Origin of the sequence: Streptomyces sp. NPDC050145, from assembly GCF_044460245.1 — a bacterium.
Lineage (GTDB): Bacteria > Actinomycetota > Actinomycetes > Streptomycetales > Streptomycetaceae > Streptomyces.
On sequence record NZ_JBITJS010000009.1, the window covers coordinates 32,254 to 56,807 of the forward strand.

Annotated in this window: 25 protein-coding genes; 13 read left to right on the top strand and 12 right to left on the bottom strand. The window is 74.6% G+C overall.

Going from position 1 to position 24,554, the window contains the following annotated elements:
- Positions 1-6 precede the first annotated feature (6 nt).
- Together ACIBTU_RS19035 and ACIBTU_RS19040 are read right to left on the bottom strand one after the other, a co-directional pair.
- Complete coding sequence (locus tag ACIBTU_RS19035; RefSeq protein WP_399127420.1) at positions 7-855, bottom strand: TetR family transcriptional regulator C-terminal domain-containing protein; 849 nt, start codon at positions 853-855, stop codon at positions 7-9.
- Between the two features lie 14 nt (positions 856-869).
- The gene (locus ACIBTU_RS19040; protein ID WP_399127421.1) at positions 870-2,285 is read right to left on the bottom strand and encodes a flavin monoamine oxidase family protein; all 1,416 of its coding nucleotides are present in this window, start codon (positions 2,283-2,285) and stop codon (positions 870-872) included.
- A 194-nt stretch (positions 2,286-2,479) separates the two neighbouring features.
- On the opposite strand from ACIBTU_RS19040, the gene ACIBTU_RS19045 reads away from it, so the two are divergent.
- From ACIBTU_RS19045 to ACIBTU_RS19070, 6 genes are all read left to right on the top strand, one after another.
- Positions 2,480-4,048 (top strand): APC family permease, encoded by a 1,569-nt coding sequence (locus tag ACIBTU_RS19045; RefSeq protein ID WP_399127422.1) that lies wholly within the window; start codon positions 2,480-2,482, stop codon positions 4,046-4,048.
- 47 nt (positions 4,049-4,095) lie between these two features.
- Complete coding sequence (locus tag ACIBTU_RS19050; RefSeq protein WP_399127423.1) at positions 4,096-5,262, top strand: acyl-CoA dehydrogenase family protein; 1,167 nt, start codon at positions 4,096-4,098, stop codon at positions 5,260-5,262.
- The gene (locus ACIBTU_RS19055) at positions 5,259-7,373 is read left to right on the top strand and encodes an acetate--CoA ligase family protein (RefSeq protein ID WP_399127424.1); all 2,115 of its coding nucleotides are present in this window, start codon (positions 5,259-5,261) and stop codon (positions 7,371-7,373) included. The genes ACIBTU_RS19050 and ACIBTU_RS19055 overlap by 4 nt, the downstream gene beginning before the upstream one ends.
- A 63-nt stretch (positions 7,374-7,436) precedes the next feature.
- Positions 7,437-7,658, top strand: a complete 222-nt coding sequence (locus ACIBTU_RS19060; RefSeq protein WP_399127425.1) for a hypothetical protein — start codon at positions 7,437-7,439, stop codon at positions 7,656-7,658.
- The gene (locus ACIBTU_RS19065; RefSeq protein WP_399127426.1) at positions 7,648-8,406 is read left to right on the top strand and encodes a 2-phosphosulfolactate phosphatase; all 759 of its coding nucleotides are present in this window, start codon (positions 7,648-7,650) and stop codon (positions 8,404-8,406) included. The genes ACIBTU_RS19060 and ACIBTU_RS19065 overlap by 11 nt, the downstream gene beginning before the upstream one ends.
- A gap of 31 nt (positions 8,407-8,437) precedes the next feature.
- A complete protein-coding gene (locus ACIBTU_RS19070; RefSeq protein WP_399127427.1) occupies positions 8,438-8,899 on the top strand; it encodes a nuclear transport factor 2 family protein in 462 nt (153 codons plus the stop codon).
- 24 nt (positions 8,900-8,923) lie between these two features.
- Here ACIBTU_RS19070 and ACIBTU_RS19075 read toward each other — a convergent pair whose 3' ends face one another.
- From ACIBTU_RS19075 to ACIBTU_RS19100, 6 genes are all read right to left on the bottom strand, one after another.
- Complete coding sequence (locus ACIBTU_RS19075; RefSeq protein WP_399127428.1) at positions 8,924-9,274, bottom strand: ArsR/SmtB family transcription factor; 351 nt, start codon at positions 9,272-9,274, stop codon at positions 8,924-8,926.
- Between the two features lie 112 nt (positions 9,275-9,386).
- Entirely contained in the window at positions 9,387-9,779 is a 393-nt protein-coding gene (locus tag ACIBTU_RS19080) for an STAS domain-containing protein (protein WP_399127718.1), read from the bottom strand.
- A gap of 56 nt (positions 9,780-9,835) precedes the next feature.
- A complete protein-coding gene (locus tag ACIBTU_RS19085; protein WP_399127719.1) occupies positions 9,836-10,240 on the bottom strand; it encodes an ATP-binding protein in 405 nt (134 codons plus the stop codon).
- Between the two features lie 17 nt (positions 10,241-10,257).
- Positions 10,258-10,674 carry a pyridoxamine 5'-phosphate oxidase family protein gene (locus tag ACIBTU_RS19090; RefSeq protein ID WP_399127429.1) on the bottom strand — a complete coding sequence of 139 codons (417 nt, stop codon included), beginning with the start codon at positions 10,672-10,674 and terminating at the stop codon, positions 10,258-10,260.
- Positions 10,671-12,392 carry a SulP family inorganic anion transporter gene (locus ACIBTU_RS19095; protein WP_399127430.1) on the bottom strand — a complete coding sequence of 574 codons (1,722 nt, stop codon included), beginning with the start codon at positions 12,390-12,392 and terminating at the stop codon, positions 10,671-10,673. Before ACIBTU_RS19095 ends, ACIBTU_RS19090 begins: the two co-directional genes overlap by 4 nt.
- The gene (locus tag ACIBTU_RS19100) at positions 12,389-12,730 is read right to left on the bottom strand and encodes a metalloregulator ArsR/SmtB family transcription factor (RefSeq protein WP_188340635.1); all 342 of its coding nucleotides are present in this window, start codon (positions 12,728-12,730) and stop codon (positions 12,389-12,391) included. Before ACIBTU_RS19100 ends, ACIBTU_RS19095 begins: the two co-directional genes overlap by 4 nt.
- Before the next feature lie 148 nt (positions 12,731-12,878).
- On the opposite strand from ACIBTU_RS19100, the gene ACIBTU_RS19105 reads away from it, so the two are divergent.
- The 4 genes from ACIBTU_RS19105 to ACIBTU_RS19120 all read left to right on the top strand — a co-directional run bounded on the left by ACIBTU_RS19105 (position 12,879) and on the right by ACIBTU_RS19120 (position 16,961).
- On the top strand, positions 12,879-13,241 hold the full coding sequence (locus ACIBTU_RS19105; protein ID WP_399127431.1) for a zinc ribbon domain-containing protein YjdM: 363 nt from the start codon (positions 12,879-12,881) through the stop codon (positions 13,239-13,241).
- An 18-nt stretch (positions 13,242-13,259) separates the two neighbouring features.
- Positions 13,260-14,075 (top strand): alpha/beta hydrolase, encoded by an 816-nt coding sequence (locus tag ACIBTU_RS19110; RefSeq protein ID WP_399127432.1) that lies wholly within the window; start codon positions 13,260-13,262, stop codon positions 14,073-14,075.
- 22 nt (positions 14,076-14,097) lie between these two features.
- Positions 14,098-15,525, top strand: a complete 1,428-nt coding sequence (locus ACIBTU_RS19115; protein ID WP_399127433.1) for a PLP-dependent aminotransferase family protein — start codon at positions 14,098-14,100, stop codon at positions 15,523-15,525.
- Between the two features lie 74 nt (positions 15,526-15,599).
- Positions 15,600-16,961: a choice-of-anchor A family protein gene (locus tag ACIBTU_RS19120; RefSeq protein ID WP_399127434.1), complete on the top strand. Its 1,362-nt coding sequence runs from the start codon at positions 15,600-15,602 to the stop codon at positions 16,959-16,961.
- A gap of 16 nt (positions 16,962-16,977) precedes the next feature.
- Here ACIBTU_RS19120 and ACIBTU_RS19125 read toward each other — a convergent pair whose 3' ends face one another.
- Positions 16,978-17,868, bottom strand: a complete 891-nt coding sequence (locus ACIBTU_RS19125; protein ID WP_399127435.1) for an oxygenase MpaB family protein — start codon at positions 17,866-17,868, stop codon at positions 16,978-16,980.
- Between the two features lie 139 nt (positions 17,869-18,007).
- On the opposite strand from ACIBTU_RS19125, the gene ACIBTU_RS19130 reads away from it, so the two are divergent.
- Positions 18,008-18,379: a VOC family protein gene (locus ACIBTU_RS19130; RefSeq protein ID WP_399127436.1), complete on the top strand. Its 372-nt coding sequence runs from the start codon at positions 18,008-18,010 to the stop codon at positions 18,377-18,379.
- Here the strand turns inward: ACIBTU_RS19130 and ACIBTU_RS19135 are convergent.
- Complete coding sequence (locus tag ACIBTU_RS19135; protein WP_399127437.1) at positions 18,376-19,437, bottom strand: enoyl-CoA hydratase/isomerase family protein; 1,062 nt, start codon at positions 19,435-19,437, stop codon at positions 18,376-18,378. The two genes, ACIBTU_RS19130 and ACIBTU_RS19135, sit on opposite strands and share 4 nt — an antisense overlap.
- Positions 19,438-19,631: 194 nt before the next feature.
- Between ACIBTU_RS19135 and ACIBTU_RS19140 the strand changes: the two genes are divergently transcribed.
- Both ACIBTU_RS19140 and secD read left to right on the top strand, forming a co-directional pair.
- The gene (locus ACIBTU_RS19140; protein WP_399127438.1) at positions 19,632-20,228 is read left to right on the top strand and encodes a hypothetical protein; all 597 of its coding nucleotides are present in this window, start codon (positions 19,632-19,634) and stop codon (positions 20,226-20,228) included.
- A gap of 66 nt (positions 20,229-20,294) precedes the next feature.
- The gene (secD, locus tag ACIBTU_RS19145; RefSeq protein ID WP_399127439.1) at positions 20,295-22,571 is read left to right on the top strand and encodes a protein translocase subunit SecD; all 2,277 of its coding nucleotides are present in this window, start codon (positions 20,295-20,297) and stop codon (positions 22,569-22,571) included.
- A gap of 265 nt (positions 22,572-22,836) precedes the next feature.
- On the opposite strand, the gene ACIBTU_RS19150 is transcribed toward secD, so the two are convergent.
- Complete coding sequence (locus tag ACIBTU_RS19150; protein WP_399127440.1) at positions 22,837-23,850, bottom strand: NAD-dependent epimerase/dehydratase family protein; 1,014 nt, start codon at positions 23,848-23,850, stop codon at positions 22,837-22,839.
- A gap of 133 nt (positions 23,851-23,983) precedes the next feature.
- Positions 23,984-24,445, bottom strand: a complete 462-nt coding sequence (locus ACIBTU_RS19155; protein WP_399127441.1) for a hypothetical protein — start codon at positions 24,443-24,445, stop codon at positions 23,984-23,986.
- Positions 24,446-24,554: the final 109 nt, after the last annotated feature.

Here is a 24,554-nt window from a genome sequence, read left to right on the forward strand (position 1 = left end):
GCCGGCTCAGCGCAGCGTGATGTGCGGTTCGAAGGCGTCCAGGAGGAGTTCGCGCATGCGGGCCGCGTCCATGTCGCCCGTACCGGCGAGTACTTGGATGGCGAGGCCGTCGACCAGGCCGGTGAAACGGGCGGCCAGCGCATCGGCGTCCGCGCCCCGCGCCATGCCCTCCGCCTGGCAGGTGCGGACGAGGTCGACGACGATCCGGCGCCAGCGCACGTACACGTCCCGCTGACCGGCCCGCAGGGTCGGGTCCAGGATCGCCTCGTTCCAGGACTGGACCCACACCGACCACTCGTCGATGTCCTCGTCGGTCGTCGTGAGCTGTACGTCGATGAGGCGCCGCAGCTTCTCGACGGTGCTGCCGGCCGTCTCGAACTCGGCCTCAAGGCGGGTGTGGAAGCGGTCCGCGTAGAAGACGAGGGCGGCCCGCAGCGCCGCGTCCTTCGTCGGGAAGTGGTAGTGCACGGTGCCGGTGCTGGTGCCGCAGGCGCGGGCGATGTCGGCGACCCGGACCTTGTGGAAGCCGCGCCGCGCGATGAGCCGGGCGGTCGCCTCCAGGATCTGCGCGCGACGCACGTCGGGCTCGACGGCGTCGGCCCTGCGGCGCGCGGCCGGTGCGCCCGCTCCCCCGCCGGGCGGCACGGGCGGCTTCCCCTCCCCGGTGCGCAGATAGCGCTGGGAGACCTTGCCGACCTGCGCGATGGCGGCGATCTCGGCGTCCCGCAGCCGGCGCGTGCCGCGCAGCGCCTTGGAGAGCGCGGTCGGGTCCATGCCGACCCGGTCGGCGAACTCCCGCTGGCTCATGGGGGCTGCGAGGACCACCTCACGGGCCCGGTCCTGGATCGACGTCATCGCGCTGGGTCCGTTCAGCCTTCCGCCGCAGGTGCCTGGAGTGCGGCCACGACCTCGTCGGCGGCGCGCCGGCCCGACGACAGGGCGCCGTCGATGTAGCCGTTCCACACACTAGCCGTCTCCGTTCCGGCCCAATGCAGCGTTCCGGTGACGGAGCGCCAGCCGGTGCGCCCGTACCCGGTCCAGCCGCCGGGCGTCACGTACGCCTCGTACCCGCCGCGGGCGTACGGGTCCTCGGACCAGATCTTCTCCGTGTAGTCGAGCGGCCGTGCGGCCCGCGAGCCGACGACGGAGCCGAGGCTCGTGAGGGCGGCGGCGCGGCGGGCCGCGGCGTCGAGGTCGCTCCAGGCGGAGAGGCGGTCGCCGTAGACGAAGCCGACGAGGACGCCGCGCGCCGCGTCGTGCGGGGAGTTGTCGAACACGACGCCGAGCGGCCCGTCGCCGTAGAGCGTGGCGATGCCGGACAGGCCCGCGTCGCGCCAGAAGGGTGTCTCGTACACGGCGTGGATCTTGGCGACGCGGCCCATGGGGCTGTGGGCGAGCCAGCCGTCGCGGGCCGCGGGGAGTTCGGGGGTGAAGCGCAGGGTGCGGACGGCTGGGGGCGGCAGGGCGAGGACGGCGCGGCGGGCCTCGTAGACGGTGCCGGCGGTGTGGACGCGTACGCCGTCCGCGTCGTGCTCGACGGACAGGGCGCGGGCGCCGAGCCGGACGCGGTCGCCGAGCAGTTCGGCGACGGCGCGGGCGGGTCCCGCCGCGCCGGTGACGAAGCGGCTGTCCTGGGCGCAGTCGCGGGTCTCCATCAGCTGCTCGTAGCCCCCGGCGGCGGCGATGTAGAAGAGCACGTGGAACAGGGAGATCTCGTACGGTTCCGCGCACCACACGCCCTGGACGGCGAGGGCGAGCCGGCGCAGGGCGTCGGGGTCGGCGGTCTGCGCGCGGAAGAACGACTCGGCGGTCTGCGCGTCCCATTCGGCGCAGCGGGGCGTGCGCCAGGGTGCGGCCGTGTCGACGGTCAGGGCGAGCGCGTCGAGGAGCTCGGTGACGCGTTGGTAGTCGGCGATGCCGGGGCCGTCGGCGGGGGCCGCGCCCAGGTAGGGCACTCCGGTGCCGTCGTGCCACACCTCGATGTGCTTTCCGGTCTCCCAGGTCGGGAAGGTGGCGCAGCCGAACCGGTCGGCGAGGGCGCGCAGCCGGGTCTGGGTCGGGCCGACCCACTGACCGCCGTGATCGACGGTGACCTCCGCACCCCCGGTGGCGCCGCCGCCCCGGGTCTCGGTGAGGACGCGGCCGCCGACCCGGCCGGAGGCTTCGACGAGGACGAAGTCCACGCCCTGGTCGTGCAGTTGGAGGGCGGCGGCGAGTCCCGCGTAGCCGCCGCCCACGACGACGACCTCGGTCTCGACCAGGTCCCATTCGCTCTGTTCCCACATGCCGACCGAGCATGGAGCAAGACTGAACGTTCCGTCAATCGTTGCGATGGAGCTTGTCCGGAAGCCTTGACAGGCCCGGCCGCTTCAGCATCATTGACCCACGCATCAGTCTTGCGATGTGTACGTGCGAAGCGCACTCCGGAGACACACCGCGCAAGCCACCCGGACATCTACCCCGGACAGGGGGTTCGACCATGGCAACCACTCCGCCCACGACGAACTCGTCGTCGGGCCGCGGCCTGCGGGCCGGCGCGCTCGGCATGACCGCGAGCCTCATCCTCTCGGTGGCCTCGGCCGCCCCCGCGTACAGCCTCGCCGCGACCCTCGCGTTCATCGTCGCGTTCGTCGGCTTCCAGGCCCCGTCCATCGTGCTCCTGGCCTTCGTGCCGATCCTGTTCGTCTCCTTCGGCTACGCGGCGCTCAACCGCCAGGAGCCCGACTGCGGGACGATCTTCACCTGGGCCACGCGCGTGCTCGGCCCGCGCGTCGGCTTCTTCGGCGGCTGGGCGATCATCAGCTCGTTCGTCCTGGTGATGGCGAGCCTCGCGCAGGTCGCCGGCCAGTACGTGTTCATTCTCTTCGGCGCCCGCGGCATCGGCGCCGACGCGTCGAGCCCCTGGGTGCTGCTCGTGGGCCTCGGCTGGATCGGCCTGATGACGGCCGTGTGCTACCGCGGCATCGAGGTCGCGGCGGCCGTCCAACGGGTCCTGCTCTTCCTCGAGTTCGGCATGCTCGCCGCCTTCTCCGTCGTGGCGCTCGTCCGCGTCTACGGCGGCCACGCGGGACCCGGCGCGCACCGGCCCAGCCTGTCCTGGCTCAACCCGTTCGAGATCGCCTCCCCCAGCGCCTTCGTGAGCGGCCTCGTCCTCATGCTGTTCATCTACTGGGGCTGGGAGACCGCCGTCACCGTCAACGAGGAGACCGCGGACCGGCACCGCACGCCCGGCCGCGCCGCGATCGCCTCCACGGTCATGCTGCTCGGGCTCTATCTCGTGGCGACCGTCGCGACGCTGGCGTTCGCCGGGACCGGCACGACCGGCATCGGGCTCGGCAACCCGGACAACTTCGGCGACGTGTTCTCGGCGATCGGCCACTCCGTCTTCGGCGACAGCGGCCTCGGCTCGCTCCTGTGGCACCTGCTCGTCCTGATGGTGCTGTCCTCGGCCGCCGCCTCCACCGAGACGACCGTGCTCGCGCTCGGCCGCACGCTGCTCGCCATGGGCGACCGCGGGGCCGCGCCGCGCGCCTTCGCCCGGGTGCACCCGCGCTACCGGATCCCGCAGGTCGCCACGCTGGCGACCGGCGTCGCGGGCGCGCTGGCCTACGTCGTCATGAACTTCCTCAGCGACGGCCTGGTCATCGGCGACGCCGTCTCCTCCTGCGGCCTCATGATCGCCTTCTACTACGGGCTCACCGGCCTCACCTCCGCCTGGGCGCACCGGGACCGGTGGCGCTCCGGCCCGGGCGATCTGTGGCTGCGGCTCGTGCTGCCCGGGCTCGGCGGCCTGATGCTCGTCGCGGCCGGGGTGTGGAGCCTGAAGAACGACTGGGACCCGGTGAACAGTTACACGTCGTGGACCCTGCCCGTGCCCCCGCACTGGCACATCGGCGGCGTCTTCGTCATCGGCGCGGGCACCCTGCTGCTCGGCCTGCTCCTGATGGGGGCCTACGCGCGGATCTCCCCCGGATTCTTCGCCCTCGAGGCCGGGGCACCGGTCCCGGAGCAGGAAAGGGAAGCCGCGCAGCCGGCCGTCCCCAACTGACCTCCGACGCCCCCTCTTCCGCCTTCTCTCGACCAGGGAGCCGCACCATGCCCTACACCGTCCGTGACGCACCCGAACTCTCCCCCGAACAGCGCGATCTGGTGCGGCTCGCCCGCGATTTCGCCGCCGCCGAGATCCGGCCGCGGGCCCGCGAGGTGGACGACGCGCAGACCGTCTCCCCGCTCGACCTGTGGGCGAAGGCCGCGGAGACCGGCCTGAGTTCCTTCATGATCCCCGCGGCGTACGGAGGCGGCGGCGTCACCGATCTGGTGACGCAGGCGCTCGTCCAGCAGGAGCTGTGCCACGGCGACATCGGCATCGGCAACCTCCTGACCTCCAGCGGGTTCTTCGCCGCCCCGGTCCTCGAACTGGGCACCGAGGAGCAGAAGGAGCGCTGGCTGCGCCCGCTGACGACGGACGCGCCGCCGCTCACCGCGCTCGCCGTCACCGAGCCCGACCGCGGCTCGGACGCGGCGGGCATCCGCACCCGGGCCGTCCGCAAGGACGACCACTACGTGCTCAGCGGGCAGAAGACGTGGATCTCCAACGCCCCTTACGCACAGCGGTTCGTGGTGTTCGCGACGGTCGACCCGGCGCTGCGGTCCCGTGGCGTGACGGCGTTCGTCGTGGAGCGGGACGCACCCGGGGTCACCGTGGGGAAGCCGATGCGCAAGATGGGGCAGCGGGCGATCGTCAACGCCGAGGTGTTCCTCGACGAGGTCGTGGTGCCGGTCGCGGACCGGCTCGGCGCGGAGGGCGAGGGCTTCTCGGGCCTGATGCGCACCTTCGACGCCTCCCGCGTCCTGATCGGCGCGTCCTGCACGGGCCTGTGCCGGGCCGCGCTCGACCTGGCCGTGGGGTACGCGCGGGAGCGGGAGCAGTTCGGGGTGCCGATCATCGAGCATCAGGCCGTCGCGTTCCGGCTCGCGGACATGGCGGTGCGCACGGACGGCGCGCATCTGGCGACGATGCGGGCGGCGCGGCTCTTCGACGCCGGTCAGCGGGTGACCGTCGAGGCGGCGACGGCGAAGCTCGTCGGCTCGGAGAGCGCGATGTTCGCCACATGGGCGGCGGTGCAGACACTGGGCGGCTGGGGGTACGCGCAGGAGTACCTGGCCGAGAAGTGGATGCGGGACGCCAAGCTGGAGGAGATCGAGGAGGGCACCTCGGACATCCAGCGGCTCATCGTCTCCCGCGCCCTCGCGAAGTCGTGAGCGGCCTCGGGGTGTTCCGCGATCCGCGCTCCGTGGCGGTCGTGGGGGCGAGCGAGCGGCCCGAGAAGTGGGGGCACTGGCTGGCCCGCGGTGCGCTCGCGGGCCGGCACCGGCGGCGGGTGCACCTGGTGAACGCGCGGGGCGGCGAGGTGCTCGGCCTCCCCTGTCACCGCGGTCTGGACGCGCTGCCCGAGGTGCCCGACCTGGTCGCCTTCGCGGTCCCGGCGGCGGCGCTGGCCGCCGGGGTCGAGCGGGCGACCGCCCTCGGGGTGCCGGGCCTGCTCGCGATCACCGCGGGCGTCCCGGACGAGGCGGCCCTGGCGGCGACCGTCGCGGCCCGGCACACGACGCGGCTGCTCGGGCCGAACTGTCTGGGCGTGTACGACGCGGCGGCCGAACTCTGCCTGGCCTGGGGCTCGTTCACTCCCGGCGGCCTCGCGGTGGTGTCGCAGAGCGGTCAGTTGGGCCTGGAGATCGCCGGGGCGGCGGCGTCGGCGCGGATCGGTGTGTCCCGGTTCGTGTCCGTCGGCAGCCAGCTCGACGTGACGGCGGCGGAGGTCCTCGACGACCTCGTCGACCACGACGCCACGCGGGTGGTCGCCCTCTACCTGGAGAGCTTCGGCGACGGCGAGCGGCTGCTCGGCACGCTCGACCGGCTGCGGCGCGCCGGCAAGCCGGTCCTCGTCCTCACCGTGGGCGCCAGCGGAGCCGCGCGGCGCACGGCCCTGTCCCACACCGGCTCGATGACCTCCGGCGTCGACGTCGTGGACGCGGCGTGCCGCGCGGTGGGCGCGGTCCGGGTCGACACCCCGGCCCAACTGGCGGACACGGCCCAGCTGTTGATCCGCTCCGGGCCGGTGCGCGGTCCGCGCGTGGCGATCGTGGCGGACAGCGGCGGTCAGGCCGCGGTCGCTGCGGACACGGCGTCCCGGCTCGGTCTCGAAGTGACCCTCTTCCCTCCGGCCCTACGGGACGACCTGGCCCGGCGCCTGCCGCCGCAAGCCGCCGTCGCCAACCCCGTGGACCTCGCGGGCGCGGGAGAGCAGGACCTCACCACGTACGCCGGCACCGTGGCGGCGACCGCCGCGGCCGGTGTCGCGGACGCCGTCGTGCTCAGCGGCTACTTCGGCAGCTACGGCCGGGACATCCCCGCGCAGCAGCCGGCGGAGTCCGCCTCCGCCCGCGAGCTCGGCGCCGCGGCGGCCGGGCACGGGGTTCCGGTGGTGGTGCACTCGATGGCCGAACGCACGCTCACCATCGAGGAGTTGCAGGCCGCCGGCGTGCCCACGTACCGAGACGTCGAGGGGGCGCTGCGGGCGGTGGCGACGGCACGGCGCCTGGCCGCACCGCCGCTGCGTCGGGCGCCGCTTCCTGAATCGTCGGGCGTGGACGCGGACCCGAGCCCAGACACAGATGCCGGCACCGGCGCGGCCCGCGATCCGCGCGTGGGTCCGGGCACGGACGTCGTCGGCGGCGGGTACTGGGCGGCGCGCCGCCTGCTCGACGGCGCCGGGGTGCCCTTCCCCCGGGCCGTCGCCCTGCCGCCGGGGACCACGGACCCCCGTCCGCTCGTCGCCGGTCTCGCCCCGCCCCTCGTCCTCAAGGCGGACTGGCTGGAGCACAAGACGGAGCACGGCGGTGTCGTCACCGGGCTGAGCGATGCGGCCGAACTCGCCGCCGCCCACGCCGAGATGGTGGACCGGCTGGGCCCGCACCGGTTCGTCGTGGAGGAGATGGACCGGCGCCCCGGGGTGGTGGAGCTGCTCGTGGCCGCGCGCAGGGACCCGTCGTTCGGGCCGGTCGTGGTGGTCGGCGCGGGCGGGGTCCGGGCCGAGCTCGACCCGGATCTGGCGCTCGAACTGGGTCCGTGCACGCCGGCGACGGCGCGGGCGATGCTGCGGCGGCTGCGCCTGCGCCCGCTGCTCGACGGGTGGCGCGGCGCCCCGCCGCTCGACGTCACGGCGCTCGCCGGGGTGATCGTGACGCTCTCCCGGCTGCTCGCGACCCGCCCCGGCCTCGCCGAGATCGAGCTCAACCCGGTGCGGGTGTCACCGGCAGGCGCCCTGGCCGTCGACGCCCTCATCGTCCCCTCGCCCCCGCACCACGGATAACGGCTCGCGCCCCGCGCACCGGCCCGGCACCATGGAACTCCGCGACAAGGGGGGTCCCGAGGCATGCCCGCACCGCAGGGTTTCGCGTACGAGGAACGGGCCGACGGCACCGTACGCATCACGCATCACCACCGCACGGCGACCGTGCTGCGCGGGGACCGCGCCGCGCGGTTCGTGCGGGAGGCCGAGAGCAGTGACGCGCAACTGGTGATGGCCCGCTGGACGGGCAACTACCGCAGAGGCAACGAGCGCACGGCCCGCGAGCACCCGCGTCATGCCCGCTGAGGCCGAACCGGCAGGGCACGGCGTGTACTTCGCGTGGGGCCCGGACGGCGCGGCCCGCCTCGCCCCGCGTGTCGCCTGCCTGGTCGTCGTCGACGTGCTGTCGTTCACGACGGCGGTGACCGTCGCCGTGGCGGCGGGGACACGCGCGTACCCCTACCGGTGGCGGGACGCGAGCGCGGCGGAGTTCGCGGAGCAGGTCGGGGCGCGTCTGGCCGTCGGGCGGAGCGCGCTCGGCGCCGGGACGCCATGGTCGCTGTCCCCGGCCTCGCTGCGCCGCGCGCCGTTCACCCCGCGCCTGGTGCTCCCGTCCCCCAACGGCTCGACCATCGCGGCCGCCGCCGGTCCCGGGACCCTGGTCGTCGCGTCCTGTCTGCGCAACGCGTCGGCGGTCGGCCGCCGGCTCACCGCCGAGGGCCTCGGCACGCCGGAGCGGCCGGTCGCGGTGATCGCGGCCGGCGAGCGCGCGGCCGACGGTACGCTCCGGCTCGCCGAGGAGGATCTGCTCGGCGCTGGCGCCACGATCGCCGCGCTCGACGGCCTCCGCCCGGCCCCGTCCGCGGTCCGGACCCGGGACGCCTTCCTCCACACCCCCGACGTCCGCGCGGCGGTCGCCGACAGCCCGTCCGCGCACGAGCTGTACGGCTACGGGTTCCTCGAGGACGTGGAGATCGCCACGGAACCCGACACCGCCCCGGTCGTACCGATTCTCATCGAGGGCGCGTTCACCGACGACGCCCCCGCTCACTGAACGCCCATCCATGGAACGGAGTCCCACTGCCATGCCGCACACCAGCTCGGCCGGTCTCGGCCCGCGCGAGGTCCTGGCCCGCTACCACCGGGCCATGCTCGACAAGTCCGCGGACGACCTGGCCGACCTGTACGAGGTCGACGCCGTCCACGAGTTTCCGTTCCTCTTCCCGGGCCTGCCCGAGCGCTTCCAGGGGCGTGAAGAGGTCCGCGCGGGCTACCGGGCGGCCTGGGGGGCGAGCCCGGCGCAGCCGCGGGAGATCCGCGAGGTCGTCGTGCACGAGAGCACCGACCCGGAGGTGATCGTCGTCGAGCAGGTGGTTTCAGGGACCTTCACCACGACCGGCAAGTCCTTCGACTTCCCCGGGCTGCTCGTGATCCGGGTCCGCGACGGCAGGGTCGTGCACGTCCGCGACTACATGGACGGGCTCGGGGTGGCGCACGCGACGGACCGGCTGGCGGCCGTGGCGGCCCGGCTCGGCGAGCGCTCCTGAGCCGCCGGCACCGGACGCGCCCGGCTAGACGGAACGCCCGCGCTCGCCCGGTGAGGAGCGCAGGTCCGCGAGGAGTTCGGCCTGGTTGCTGAGGACGCCGGAGAGGATGGTGCGGGCGACCCGGAGCAGTTCGGCCACGTGCGGGCTGGTCAGGGAGTAGTAGACGTTCGAGCCTTCCTTGCGGGTCACCACGAGGTTCGCCCGGCGCAGCACCGCGAGCTGCTGGGAGAGGTGGGCGGGTTCGATGCCCACCTCGGGGAGCATCTCGGCGACCGCGTGTTCGCGCTCGCTCAGCAGTTCGAGGACCCGGATGCGTGCCGGGTGGCCCAGCGTCTTGAAGAACTCGGCCTTGAGTTGGTACAGGGGTGTGCTCATCGCCGGCGCCCCCGGCTGCCACGGTCCCCGCGCCCAGAAATCGTCACCATGGGCCTATCTTCGCGCGTCGCGGCGGCCTCGTGGACCGGCCCCCCGGCCGCCGGGGCGCGCGTCAGCCGGCCCAGCCCTCGGTGCGCCACTCGTGCGGCTCGTCGGCGCCGTCGCCGCGGGGGGCGTGCGCGGCGAGCGCGGCGGGCAGGTCGCAGTGGACGGGGATGGCGGGGCAGTCTCCGCTCGGCACGAGCGAACCGTCCGGCGGGATGGCCGCGAGCTCCATGGCCCGGCCGCTGTCGGCGAGCCGGCGGGCGGCCGCGACGATGGCCAGCTGCCCTTCGGTGGACCAGCCGCGCAGTTCGGTCAGGTCGACGACGACGGGCCCGGTGCCGCGTGCCACGACCCAGCCGACCGCGCCGGTGAACCGGTGGGCGGCCTCCGGGCCGAGGTGCCCGGACACGGAGAGGATGCCCAGGTCCTGCTCGATGCGGTAACGCCATTCGATGGTCATCGTCCTCGTCCACTGCCTTTCGTACGCCGCCGCGACGGCGGGCCCCGGTGCGCGCGTCACAGGGGCAGGGTGATCCAGATGCTCTTGCCCTGGCCGTCCGCGTCGCCCCGGACGACGGCGCTGCCGCCCAGACCATGGGTCAGCTCCATGACGGTGCCCAGTCCGCCGTCGGGTGAACCGGCGGCGGTCCCGTGCAGCGAGGGCCGGTCGGGGTGCCGGTCGTGGACGCCGAACGCGAGGCAGTCGGCGCCGCCCGCGAAGACGACCGTGACGGTCGGCGCGAGCGCGGCGGCGTGCCGGACGCTGTTGGTGACGAGCTCGCTGAGGATGAGCAGGGCGGGGTCCACGGCGGGGTGGCCCGGGTTGACGCCCCATTCCGCGAGGACCATCTGCGCGGTCTCGCGGGCGAGGCGTACGGCGGAGCCCTCGGCGGGCACGGTGAGGGCGTGCCGCAGCGGCATGCCCCGGTTCGGCGTGTTCACCGGGCGGCTCCGGGGGCGGTGAGCCGGAATCCGGTGACGGTCTGCGGGCGGACGCGGAGCACGGCGTCGTGCGGTCCGTGCGCCCAGCCGGGCAGGACACGCCGGTAGTGGGCGGCCTCGTGGGGTTCGGTGACCGTGTCGACGGGCCCGGTCAGGGTGACGGTCCAGCCCTCGCCGGTCCGCTCGTCGACCTCGTCGACGTGGTACGAGACGGCGCCGGGCAGGGCGCCGACGGCGGCGGGCGCGCGCACGAGAAGTCGTCCCGTGCCCCACAGGTGCCGGGCGGGCCGGACGACGGCCTGGTCCCGGCGTACGTAGACGAGGCGTCCCCGGCTGCTGCCTTCGAGGAGCCAGAGGGCCTCCGCGCCGGAGACCTCGACCATGCGCGGTGTCGCGCCCTGTCCGGTGCTCATCGGACCGTCCCCTCGCCGACGGCGGCCGCGCGCGGGGCGGGCAGGACGCCGGTGTGCTCCAGGTGGGCGCGGGCGGCGGCGATGGCCTCGGGCGTCGTGGCGTACTCGTGGCCGTCGCCCAGGAGCAGGGGCAGCGCGCCGACGGACTCCAGGACGCGGCGGTGGCCGGGCCGGATGCCGGAGGCGAGGACGGTGATGCCGCGCCGGCCGAGTTTCTCGACGGCGTCCTTGAGGACGAGCGCGCCGGTCGCGTCCATCGTGGTCACGCGGCTCATGCGCAGGATGACGACGCGCACGTCGGCGACCTCGGCGAGTTCCAGCAGGAAGCGGTGGGCGGCGGCGAAGAACAGCGGTCCGTCGATGCGGTACGCCACGATGTGCTCGGCCAGCAGCGCGTGTTCCTCGGCGCTGTGGTCGCCCCGGTCGAGCGGCACCTCGTCGAGCCGGGCCTGGCCCGCGATGGCGCGCAGGGCGAGCAGTGCGGCGACGGCGAGCCCGATGAGGACGGCGTAGACGAGGTCGAGGGCGAGGGTGGCGACGGCGGTCAGGACGAGGATCACGGCGTCGGAGCGGGTGGCCCGGGCCATGGCGCGCAGGGAGCCGACCTCGACCATGCGGATCGCGGTGGCGAGCAGCACCCCGGCGAGCGCCGCGAGCGGGATCTTCGAGACGAGGGGCGCGGCCGCGAAGACGATCGCGGCGAGGACGGCGGCGTGGGTGAGCGCGGCGAGCCGTGATCCGGCGCCGGTGCGGACGTTGACGGCGGTGCGGGCGATGGCGCCGGTCGCGGGGACGCCGCCGAACAGGGGCGCGGCGATGTTCGCGAGGCCCTGGCCGAACAGCTCCCGGTCGGGATCGTGCCGCCGGCCGACCGTCATGCCGTCGGCGACGGAGGCGGAGAGCAGGGACTCGAGGGCGGCGAGCGCGGCGACGGCGAGCGCCGAGGGCAGCAGGGTGCCGAGCGCGCCGAGGTCGAGGAAGCCGAGCGAGGGCGCGGGCAGCCCGGAGGGCAGGTCGCCGATGGGCGGGGCCGCGTCGAGGTGCGCGAGCTGGGCCACGAGGGTCGCGGCGATGACGGCGACGATGGAGAAGGGGACGGTGGGCCGCAGCCGGGTGCCGACGAGCATGATCACGGCGACGCCGGCGGCGAGCCCGACGGCCGTCCAGTTCGGCGCGCTCAGGAACTCCTCGACGGCGCGCCAGGTGACGACGAGGACGCGGTCGCCCTCGGGTTTGGCGACGCCCAGCGCGTTCGGCACCTGCTGGAGCGCGATCACGCCGGCGATGCCGAGGGTGAAGCCCTCGACGACGGGCGCGGGCACGTAGCTCATGTACTTGCCGGCGCGGGCCAGGGCGAGCGCGACGAGCAGCAGTCCGGCGACGAGGCCGACGGTGAGCACGCCGCCGGGCCCGTAGCGGGCGGCGATCGGCACGAGGACGACGGTCATGGCGCCGGTCGGCCCGGACACCTGCAGATTCGATCCGCCGAAGACGGCGGCGAGCGCGCCGGCGACGACGGCGGTGGCGAGGCCGGCCTCCGCGCCGAGGCCGGAGGAGACGCCGAAGCCGAGGGCGAGGGGCAGCGCGACGATGGCGACGGTGAGCCCGGCGAGCAGGTCGCGGCGCGGATCGCGGCGCACGTCGGCCAGGTCGGCGCGGTTCGGCAGCAGGGCGGTGACCCGGCCCACGAGGGACCGGGCGCGACGGGTCGGGCTCATCGGGTTCCGACCTCGGACTCCTGCAGCTCGGCCAGGAGTTCGCCCTGTCCCGCGAGCATCTCGGTGAGGATCCGGCGGGCGGCCCGCATCAGGTCGGCGACGTCGCCGCCGGCGAGCGCGTACACGACGGTGGCGCCCTCGCGCCGGGAGCTGACGATGCCGGAGCGGCGGAGCACGGCGAGCTGCTGCGACAGCGCGGCGGGCTCGACCTCGATGGCGGCGAGCAGGTCGCGTACCGGTGTCGGGCCGTCCTGGAGGAGCTCGAGGACCCTTATCCGCACGGGGTGACCGAGCATCCGGAAGAACTCGGCCTTGGCCTGGTACAGCGGAACCGACACCTGACACCCTCCCCGGCTTCCCGGACTTCCGACACTTCCCGAACGTCCCGCACCTTCCGAAGTGCGGGAGCCTGCCGAGACGACCGCTTCACCATCTAACGAATTGCATAATTTCGCAATTCCGCGACTCCCTACCTACACTCCTCCGGTGACTGAATCGCTTCCGCCCTGCCCCCAGTGCTCCAGTGCCTACACCTACGAGATGGGCGCCCTGCTCGTGTGCCCCGAGTGCGCCCACGAGTGGTCCCCCGCCGCCGGCGACGCCGTGTCCGGCGGCGGTGACGCCGAGAGCGTCATCAAGGACGCGGTGGGCAACGTGCTCACCGACGGCGACACCGTGACCGTCGTCAAGGCCCTCAAGGTCAAGGGCAGCCCCTCGGGGATCAAGGCCGGCACGAAGGTGCGTAACATCCGCCTGGTCGCGGACGCCGTGGACGGCCACGACATCGACTGCAAGATCGACGGCTTCGGGGCCATGCAGCTCAAGTCGAGCGTGGTCAAGAAGGCCTGAGCCGAGAGGGGAGCCGGCATGGGGGACGCCGGGTCGTGGACGGAGCGCGTCGTCGTGCGCGACGGGGTGCGTCTGGTGTGCCGGGACCGGGGCGGCGACGGACGTCCCGTCGTGCTGCTGCACGGCCTGGCCGGGCACTCCGGCGAGTGGGACGCCCTCGCCGACGCGCTCGGCCCCCGGCACCGGGTGGTCGCCGTCGACCAGCGCGGGCACGGGGCCAGTGAGCGCCGCCCGGCGGACACCCGCCGGGCCGCGTACGTCGCGGACGTCGTCGCCGTCGTGGAGCAACTGGGCCTGGAGCGGCCGGTCCTGGTGGGCCAGTCGCTCGGCGGCCACACGGCGCTGCTCACGGCCGCCGCGCACCCGGACCTACCGTACGCGCTCGTCCTCGTCGAGGCGGGCGCGGGCGGTCCGAACGCCGGGGTGCAGGCCGAGATCGGCGGCTGGCTGGAGTCCTGGCCGACGCCCTTCCCGTCGCGGGCGGCCGCCGTGGAGTTCCTCGGCGGCGGCCCGGTGGGCGAAGGCTGGGCGCGGGGGCTGGAGGAGCGGGACGGCGGCTGGTGGCCGCGGTTCGACGCCGACGTGATGGTCGCGTCCCTCGCGGAGATCGCCGAGCGGGCGTTCTGGCCCGAGTGGTCGGCCGTCGCCTGTCCGACGCTCGTGGTGCTCGGGCAGCACGGCATCATCGCGCCCGGCGAGGCGGACACCCTGCTCGCGGCGCGACCGCACGCGCGGGCGCTGAGCGTCCCCGGCGCCGGCCACGACGTCCACCTCGAACACCCCGAGGTGCTGTACGACGCGATCCGCCGCTTCCTCGGCGAACTGGAGCCCTGACCGACCGATAGGGTCCGTGATCATGACAGAGACCAGGGAGACGGCGGCCCGCCCCGCGGCGCCCGAGGTCCCCGGTACGGATCTCCATCTGGAGCTGTCCGGGGACGGCAGTCTGCGGGTCCGGCTCATGCACGCGCTGCGCGAGGCCGTCCGCTCCGGGCGGCTCGCCCCCGGCACCCGCCTTCCCCCGTACCGCACGCTGGCCCGCGATCTCGGCATCGCCCGCAACACCGTCGCCACCGCGTACGCCGAACTCGTCGAGGAGGGCTGGCTGTCGGCCCGGCAGGGCTCGGGCACCCTGGTCGCGCCGCGCGGCACCCCGCACCGCGCCGCCCCGGCGCAGCGGCCGCACCGGGCCGAGCGGCCGCGGGTCCTGCACGACCTGATGCCCAGCTCGCCCGACGCGTCCTCGTTCCCCCGCTCCGCCTGGGCCACCTCGGCGCGCCGCGCCCTGGCGACGGCCCCCAACGACGCGTTCGGCGTGGGCGATCCGCGCGGGCGGCCCGAGCTGCGGACGGCGCTCGCCGAGTATCTGGGCCGGGCCCGCGGGGTGCGCACCGAGCCCGACCGGATCGTGGTCTGCTCCGGCTTCGCGCACGCCCTGTCCCTGCTGAGCGGCGTCCTGCGCGGCCCGCTCGCGGTGGAGTCCTACGGCCTCTCCTTCCACCGGGGCCTCGCCGAACGGGCCGGCCCGCGCACCGTCCCGCTGACCGTGGACGCGCACGGCGCCCGCGTCGACGAGCTGCCGGGCAGCGGCGCCGAGGCCGTGCTGCTCACCCCGGCGCACCAGTTCCCCACGGGCGGTCCGCTGCACCCCGAGCGCCGGGCAGCGGTCGTCGACTGGGCTCGCTCGCGCGGCGGACTCCTCGTCGAGGACGACTACGACGGGGAGTTCCGCTACGACCGCCAGCCGGTCGGCGCCGTCCAGGGCCTCGACCCCGACCGGGTCGCCTACCTCGGCTCCACCAGCAAGAGCCTGTCGCCCGCGCTGCGACTCGGCTGGATGGTGCTGCCGGGCCCGCTGGCCGAGGAGGTGCTGGCCGCGAAGGGGCCGCGCGAGATGTGGTCGGGGGTCGTCGACCAGCTGACCCTCGCCGACTTCCTGGCCTGCGGCGCGTACGACCGGCATCTGCGGCGGATGCGGCAGCACTACCGGCGCCGCCGCGACCTCGTCGTGCGGACGCTCGCCGAGCGCGCCCCGCACATCCGGGTGAGCGGCATCGCGGCCGGACTGCACGCGGTCCTCGAACTCCCGCCCGGGACCGAGGAGTCGGCGCTGCGTGCGGCCCGGCGGGCGGGCCTGGCCCTGGACGGGCTGCACGCCTACCGCCATCCGGACAGCACGATGCCCCCGCGCGACGGACTGGTCATCAGTTACGGCACTCCCCCGGACCACGGCTTCGCGGCCGCCCTGGACACGCTCTGCGAAGTCCTGCCCAAGGCGCCCTGAGCCACTGATCCGTTCCCGTGTCCTCACGGAGTGGCAGCCGCGGCCCCGGCGCGGACCGGCCGATTCTCGACCGTATGACTGTCCTCTCCACCGTTCTCACCTCGCGTCTCTCCCCGCGCGGGACGGCCTGGCGTTCCCGGGTCGGCGCGACGGGACTGGCGTGCGCGGTGCTCGCCGGGGCGTTCCCGGTCCTCGCGCTCGGCCCGGCCGCCGCGGCGGCCCCGCTGCCCGGCGGCCGTGACAGCGGCGTCGCTCTCTTCGCCGGGGGCGACTTCCTGGTCCGGGGCGGCGCCGCCGGGGCCGAGGGGCCCGCCGTCGTCCTCGGCGACTTCGACATGAACCGGTCCGACACGGGCCGGGCCTACGTCCTCGGGGCGCCCGGCACCGGCCCCGACCTCCTGACGACCGGCGGCGACGTGACCGTGGCGGGCGGGCAGCGCCTCCTGGCCGGGTCCGGTGCCGTGCGGCACGCCGGGGCCGTGACCGGCGAGGTCGACGCCCGGAACGTCGTACGGGACGCCGCCGCCGTCGCGCCGTACGCGCGGCTGCGCGACGAGTTCAGCGCGGTGAGCCGCTGCTACGCCCGGCCCGGCGGCACACCGCGTGCGACGACCGGCACGGCCGCGCGGGGCTCCGACGGGCGGATCGTCCTCACCGGCGACGGCAGCTCCCGCCTCCAGGTGTTCGACGTCGACTTCGACCTGGCCGGGGCGGACGACGGCCCGGCGGACCTGTCCTTCGCCCGGATCCCCGACGACGCGACGATCCTGGTCAACGTCCGCGGCGCACACCGCACGCTCCACACCGGCCGCTCCGACAGCGCCGCCGCCGGTCTCCACGCCCACCGTGACCGACTCCTGTGGAACTTCCCGGACGCCACCGACGTGACCCTGACGGGCGGCGGCCAGTTCCAGGGCAGCATTCTGATCGGCGAGCAGAACTCCATGGCCAGGGTGTCGGTCACCGGCGTCAACGGGCGCTTTCTCACGGCCGGTTCACTCACGCACACCGGCACGGAGAGCGCCGACGGCGGGCCGGAGTTCCACAGCCGGCCGTTCCTCGGCGAGCTCCCGGACTGCTCCGGGGCGGCCTACCGGGTGGGCCGGGTGAGCGTGCTCAAGAAGGACGCCGCGACCGGATTCGCGCTGCCCGGCGCCGAGTTCGAACTGTGGCGGGAATCCGGCGCGGCGGCCGGGCTCCAGACCTCCGGCGCCGCGCCCGACACGAAGGTCGGCGGCACCTGCACGACCGACGGCTCCGGCCTCTGCTCCAGCGCCGTCGGCCTCGGCACGTACTACTGGCGCGAGACGGCGGCCCCCGCCGGGTACGCGCCGTCCGGCACGCCCGTGTCGGGTCCGCTCGTCCTCACGGCGGGGAACGCACCGGACGGCGTCCGCGTCACCACGACGAGCCGGCTCGTCACCCAGTCCCCCTAGGCCGCGTCTTCACGGCCTAGGGAGTGTCCGAAGCCTGCTCCTCGCGCTCGTGCACCGGACAGCCGGTGGGGAAGGTGCCGAGCTCCGCGACCCGGTAACCGTTCGGGTAGCCGCGGACGTTGGAGCTCTGGCGGGCGAACCGCGGCGCGCGGCGCGGCGGGAACAGCCGGACGACGCGGCCGCGCAGCCGCATCCCGCCGCGCACGGTGCGCTCGAGCGCGGGCGGCGGGTCGGCGTATCCGAACGCGGCGCGCAGCGGGGCGTCCATCAGGCACAGCGAGGCCTTGCGCATCAGCGGGGCCAGCGGGCCGGGGTACCAGGAGGCCATCAGGTCCAGGGTCGCCTCGGAGATGGCGTACCCGCCGTCGTCGTAGGTGAAGTGGCGGCGCTCGTAGTCCTCCATGAGTTCCTCGAACTCCTCGAAGGTCTCCGGGATGTCGCGGATGTTCATGCGGGCGCCGAGGGCCCGGTAGTAGTTGGTCGCCGCCCGCACCTCGTGGCGCGAGTAGGGCCGCCAGCCGTAGTCGTCCATCCAGCGCTTGGGGACCACGACGAACGTGGCGAGCACGTACCGGAAGTCGTCGTTCGAGATGTCGTAGGCGCGGTGCATCTGGTTCATGCGGCGGATCGCCTCGCGGCCCTGCGGCGAGTCGAGGCCGTGCTCGCCCGGCGCGTCGAGGACCAGCACCGTGTCTTCGTAGCGCTTCTGCGGTCGGGCCGTGAACTCGCCGGTGTCGCGCAGGAGTCGGCCGATGCTCGGCACCGCGTACGTGCGGTACAGGGCGAAGCCGAGGGCCTGCATCGTGTCCCAGGGGAACTCGTGCGCGGTGCTGATGCGGTAGATCTCCTCGAAGTCCTTCTCCGGGTCGAGGCGGCGGATCTGCTGGAGCCAGTGGTCGCGGGGCACGGGGGTCCTCTCCTGGGGCCGGGACGGGCGACGGCGCCCCCATGATCCCGGCCCCGGGGCGCGCGGGTCCACCGGTGCGCGTGTCGGCCGTCCGGGGGCGTCGGTTTCCGGCCGCGCGTGCCGTGACAGGATCGCGTTCATGATCTCGGTGGTGCAGAACGTGGCGATCGACTGTGCGGACGCGTACGAACTGGCGCGGTTCTGGAGCGAGGTGACCGGCGGCCCGCTGGACCCGGAGGACGGCCCGGGCTCCCACGAGACCCGGGTGCTGCTCCCGGAGGGTCCGGCCCTGTACTTCAACCAGGTGCCGGAGCCCAAGACCGTCAAGAACCGGGTCCATCTGTGCCTGCGCCCCGACACCACGCGCGACCGCGAGGTGGACCGGCTGCTGGCCCTCGGAGCCACGCTCCTCGGGGACCGCCGCGAACCCGACGGCACGGGCTGGGCGGTCCTCGCCGATCCCGAGGGCAACGAGTTCTGCGTGCTGCGCAGTTCGGCCGAGCGGGGCTAGCCGAGGGCGCGGGCGAGGCCGAGTTCGCGCGGGCCGAGCGGGGCGAAGTGGCGCTCCACCTCGGCCTCGGTCACCTCGGCGAGCGTGGCCGGGGACCAGCGCGGGTTGCGGTCCTTGTCGATGATGCGGGCCCGCACGCCCTCGGGCAGGTCCGGCGTGGCGAGGGCCGCGCAGGCCACCCGGTACTCCTGGTCGAGGGCCTGCTCCAGGGTGTCGAAGGCGCGGGCCCGGCGCAGGGCGGCGAGGGTCACCTTGAGCGAAGTGGGCGACTGGGCGAGCAGTGTCTCGGCGGCCTCCTTGGGCACCGGGTCGCCGTACGCGTGCAGCCGGTCGACGATCTCCTCGACGGTGTCGGCGGCGTAGCAGGCGTCGATCCAGGACCGTTGACCGGCGAGGACGCCTTCGGGTGCGGGGCGGGCGTGGCGGGCCACCACCTCGGCGGCGGGCACCGTGGCGAGTTCGTCGAGGAGCCCAGGCAGCGCGGCGGACGGCACGAAGTGGTCGGCGAGGCCGCAGAGCAGGGCGTCGGCGGCGCCGACGGAATCGCCGGTCAGCGCGAGGTGGGTGCCGAGTTCGCCGGGGGCGTGGGCGAGGAGATGGGTCCCGCCGACGTCGGGGACGAAGCCGATGCCGACCTCCGGCATGGCGACGCGGGAGCGCTCGGTGACGATGCGGAGGCTGCCGTGGGCGGAGAGGCCGACGCCGCCGCCCATGACGATCCCGTCCATCACGGCGACGTACGGCTTCGGGTAGTGCGCGATCCTGGCGTTGAGGTGGTACTCGGCGCGCCAGAACGCCTCGGAGCGGGTGCCGTCGCCGCTGCGCGCGTCGTCGTGGAAGAGGCGGATGTCGGCGCCCGCGCACAGGCCCCGCTCGCCCGCGCCGGTGATCACGACGGTCTCGACGGCGGGGTCGTGCTCCCAGGCGTCGAGCGCGGCGGCGACGCTGTCGATCATCGGGGGCGTGAGGGAGTTCAGCGCGCGCGGCCGGTCGAGCGTGATGTGGGCGGCCCGGCCCCGGGTGCTGAGGAGTACGGGGGCGTCGGCTTCGGCGGTCACAGGCTGTCGTTCCTTCCGGTCACGCATGGTGCTGAACACCGCTATCCCTATCACCCGCCCCCGAGCCCCCGTCCCAAAGGCCCCCCGACGCGCCCTCCTTGACCGCCGCTCCCGGCGCTCCTCCGCGTCGCCTAGCCTGTCCGGAGCGGAACACCCACGGACGACCGGCCGAGACTACGAACGGGGAGGCGACGGTGCGCAGCCACGCCCCCTCCGCCCCCGTGCCCGTCCCGCACGTCAGCCGCCCAGCGGCCCTGCCCGAAACGCACCCGGGCCGACCGGCGAGCGACCCCGACGCGTGCACGTCGTCCGCCCGGCCGTCACGCACCGACCGGTCCTCTTCCAGGCGTGCGGGCGCGGCCGTACCCGGACCTCGTACGGCCCCGGGCCGCCGCTCGCGTGCCCGGGTCGTCGTCGCGCTCGCCTCGGCCGCGCTCCTGTCCCTCTTCGCCCTGCTCGTGCCGGGCACCGCGGTGCCCGCCGATCCGGGCCCCGGGCCGGGGGCGACGGCTGCCGCGTTCTCCTGGGAGGGGCACGGGCCGGACGGGTCCGGGTTCCATGCCGTGCTCTCGGGGCACGTCGCGCGGGGAACGCCGCCCGAGGTGCCCTGGCACCACAAGCCCGGGCTGATCACGTCCGCGGCCGGCGAAACCCCGGCGCACCGCCTCCCGGGGCGCACCGACGCCGGGACCGAGCCCGTCCCGCGCACGGCGCGGCACACGCACGACACGGCCGGGCCCCGCGCCCCGCCCGCACCTCCACGCAGTGATGTCACCCCAGGCCGCGCCTGACCTCACGGTCCGCCGCGCCTCACTTCTTCCTGCCGTGGAGCAGTCATGCCCCGTAAGCATTCCCGCATGCCCTTGTGGCGTGCGCTGATCGCCCTCGCGGTGATCGCGGCGTCCCTCGCCATCGCCCTCACCCAGTCCGCCCGCCTCGGCCTCGATCTGCGCGGCGGCACCCAGATCGTCCTGGAGACGAAGGACGCGCCCGACACGAAGCTCAAGGCCGACGCTGAGGCCACCGACCGGGCGCTCGAGGTGCTGCGCCGCCGGGTCGACGCGCTCGGGGTCGCCGAGCCGACTCTGTCCCGGTCCGGGGAGCGGCGGATCATCGTCGAACTGCCCGGGGTCCAGGACCCGCGCGAGGCCGCCGAGGTGATCGGCCGCACCGCCCAGCTCACCGTCCACGCCGTCACCGGCACCGCCGACAAGGCCGCGAAGGACGACCGGCGCACCCTGCGCGACCCCGACGGCGGGGGCGGTTTCCTCCGGCTCGCCGAACCGGCCCTGAGCGGCGACGGCGTGCGCGACGCCGAGGCCGTCCTCGACCAGCAGAGCATGGCGGGCTGGACCGTCGCCCTGGACTTCCGCAAGGACGCGACGGCCGCGTGGGCGCGGCTGACCGGCGAGGCCGCCTGCGCCCCGCAGGGCTCGCCCGAGCGGCGCGTGGCCATCGTCCTGGACGGCCGGATCGTCTCCGCGCCGGGCATGAACCCGTCCGTCCCCTGCCGCACCGGCATCACCGGCGGCGACACCCAGATCACCGGCGGGTTCACTCAGCAGCAGGCCCGGGACCTGGCCGCGCTGGTGAAGGGCGGCGCCCTCCCGGTTCCGGTCGACGTGGTCGAGCAGCGGACGGTCGGTGCGACGCTCGGCGCCGACGCCATCGAGGCCTCGACGCGCGCGGCCCTCATCGGCCTCGCCCTGACCGCTCTGTTCATCGTCGTCGTCTACCGACTCCTGGGCGCCCTCGCCACCGTCGCCCTCGCCCTGTACGGGCTGATCTCCTACGCGGCCCTGGTCGCCCTGGGCGCGACGCTGACGCTGCCCGGGCTCGCCGGGTTCGTGCTCGCGATCGGGATGGCGGTCGACGCGAACGTCCTCGTCTTCGAGCGGGCCCGGGAGGAGTACCTGGGCTCGCGCACGAAGTCGTCGGCGGTGCTGGACACGTCGGTGACGCGCGGCTTCGCCAAGGCGTGGAGCGCGGTCGTCGACTCGAACGTCACGACGCTGCTCGCGGCGGGCCTGCTGTTCTTTCTCGCGACGGGCCCGGTGAAGGGCTTCGGCGTGACCCTGTCGATCGGTGTCCTCGCGTCGATGGTGTCGGCGCTCGTCGTCACCCGGGTCCTCGCCGACTTCGCGCTGCGCCGCGCCGCCGTGCGCCGGCGCCCGTCCCTGACCGGCGTGACGACGACCGGCCGGGTCCGCGCCTGGCTGGCCCGCCGCGACCCGCGCCTGGTCCGCCGACGGCGCCGCTGGCTGGGCCTCAGCTCGCTGCTCGTGGTGGTCGCGGTCGCCGGGATCCTCGTACGGGGCCTGGACTTCGGCGTCGAGTTCACCGGTGGCCGGATGGTCGAGTACGGCACTTCGCGCGCCGTCGACGTGGACACAGCGCGTGCGGCGGTGGCGGACGCCGGGTTCCCGCGCGCCGTGGTGCAGGAGTCGGGCGACGGCGGCATCGCCGTACGGACCGGGGAGCTGTCCGACGACCAACAGCACGACGTGAAGGAGGCGCTGGCCCGGCACGGGGGCGAGGTCACCGTGGAACGGGACGAGATGATCGGCCCGAGCCTCGGGGACGAGCTGCGTACGAAGGCGCTGATCGCGCTGGGGATCGCGGTGCTCGCGCAACTGGCGTATCTGAGCGTCCGGTTCCGGTGGACGTTCGCGGCGGCGGCCGTGGCGGCGATGACGCACGACGTGCTGATCGTGGTCGGCCTGTTCGCGTGGCTGGGCAAGCCGGTCGACAGCGTGTTCCTGGCGGCGCTGCTCACGGTGATCGGGTACTCGGTCAACGACACGGTGGTCGTGTTCGACCGGGTGCGGGAGGCGCGGCGGCGTGACCCGCGCACGAGTCTGGAGCGGACCGCCGACAAGGCCGTGGTGCAGACGTTGCCGCGGACCGTGAACACGGGGATGGGGGCGCTGTTCGTCCTCGCCGCGCTGGCGGTGCTCGGGGGCGACTCGCTCGCGGACTTCTCGCTGGCGCTCATCGCGGGGGTCGTGGTCGGGATGGCCTCGACCGTGTTCACCGCGGTGCCCCTGGCGGTGACCCTGGAGTCCCGCGCCCCGGCGCCTGCTCCGCGGCGCGGGGCGCGGGATGTACGGGGCGGCACGGGGGCGGTGGTCTAGCTCTCCCCCAGTGGGGGCTGGCCGCGCAGTTCCCCGCGCCCCTGAGGTGCATGCCCTTCGGGCGCACCTCATAGATGAGGGCTGAGCAGCGCTGCTGCTCAGCCCTCATCGGGGAAATGCGGCGCGCAGCGCCAGGCATTTCAGGGGCGCGGGGCTGTGTCGATATGCGGCTCCGCCGCGGGGCGCGACCAGCCACGACGAAACCCGCACCCTCCCGGAGAGGGGCACCCGGCAGACGAATGGGCGCCCCCGCCCCGAGCGGAGCTCAGCCGGTCAGACCGACCTCCGCCAGAATCGCCGCCTCCTTGTCCGGCGCGATCCCGTGCCGCTCCCACCCCGCCTGCTGCCCGGCGACGGAATCCGCCCCGTCCCGCAGCCACGCCCACGTATCGGCCACGGTCCGATCCAGCGGACGGCACGTCAGCCCGGCCTCCAGCGCGGCACTCACATCGACCACACCGTCCGTCCCGGGCCACAGCGGCAACTCGGTCCGCCCCCGCACCCCGTGCCGCGCGAGCACCTCCTCCGAGGTCCACACGAGCCGCCCCTGATACCCCGTGGCGTCGAGGCAGGCCGTCAACAGGTCCCGCATCGTGGCGTGGCCGCGCGGCGCGGTCACGTTGAAGACCCCGGCCGGCGCGGACACCGCGAACGCGGCGACGTCCCGCGCGTCGATCGGCTGCACCGGACGGTCCGGTTCGCGGGGCGCGAGAATCTCGCCGCCGCGCGCGCACCGCCGCAGCCACCACGGCAGCCGCCCGATGTACTCACCGGGGCCGAGGATCGAACCGGGCCGCAGGATCGTGGTGCGGTCCGCGCCGAACGCCTCGGTCACCGCCCGCTCGCAGCCCGCCTTGCGCATCCCGTCCTGCACGGCGGCGTCGAGCCCTTCGTAGTACTCGGGTCCGGCGTCGGCCGGTGTGTCGTACGTGGCGGAGGACTCGGTCAGCGGGCCCGCGCCCCAGTCCCGGTAGACGCTGACGCTGGAGACGTAGATGTACCGGTCGGTGACCTCGGCGAGCGCCCGGGCGCCGGCGAGGACGTGGCGGGGCGCCGTGTCGGAGGCGGAGGTGTCGATGACGACGTCCCACGGGCCGTACCGGGCCAGTCGCTCGAAGTCGTCGGCGCTGGCGCGGTCGCCGTGGACCGCGAGGGTTCCGGGCAGATACGGGGTGCTCTGTCCCCGGTTGAAGGTCGTGACCTCGCAGTCGTTGGCGAGGGCGTGGCGGGCAACTGCTCTGCCGAGGAACCAGGTTCCTCCGAGAAGGAGTACGTGCATGTAACGATCCTGCCGGGCTGTGACGCTCGCCACCATCGCCCGTAGGACGTACGTGCGGGGGTTCGAAGTGATCACCGGAGTGATCAATAGGGTGAACCCATGGAGTGATCAACAGAGGACCGCACCCCGAACGCTACGGGGCCGCCGTGGCCAGAGCGGTCCGCGCGGCCTCGGTGAACTGCCGTTTCGCGTCCCGCAGATCGTCGGGCGAGGCGTGCCGGCGCAGCGCGGCGACCAGGGCGCGGGCGGCTCCCGCGACCTCGTCCGGGCCCTCCAGCTCGACGGCGCCCGCCGCCCGGTGCAGGGCCGCCTCGTCGCCGCCCTGCCCGCGCCCGGTGCGTTCGGCGAGCAGCCGGTCGTCCGCCGCGGCGAGGAACTCCGTGTACGTGCGCCGCCGCAGCTCCTGCGCGCGCAGCCGCGCCTCGCCGGACAGCGTGAGCCGTACCGACGCGAGCAGCGCGTCCGCCTGCCGTTCCCCGGCGTGCCGGGCCGCCTCGGCCTGCCGGATGCCCGCGGAGCGCCCGTACCAGCCGGTGACGACGCTGCCCGCGAGTGCCGCCCCCGCGGCGATCAGTGCGACTGCCCACTCACTCATGCGGCCATCCTCTCCGGCCGGCGCCCGGCCTCGCCCCGTTTTCCGTGATCGTGCGACGGTAGGATCGCCCCATGCCCCCGACCGACCCCGAGAAACAGCCTCTGACCTG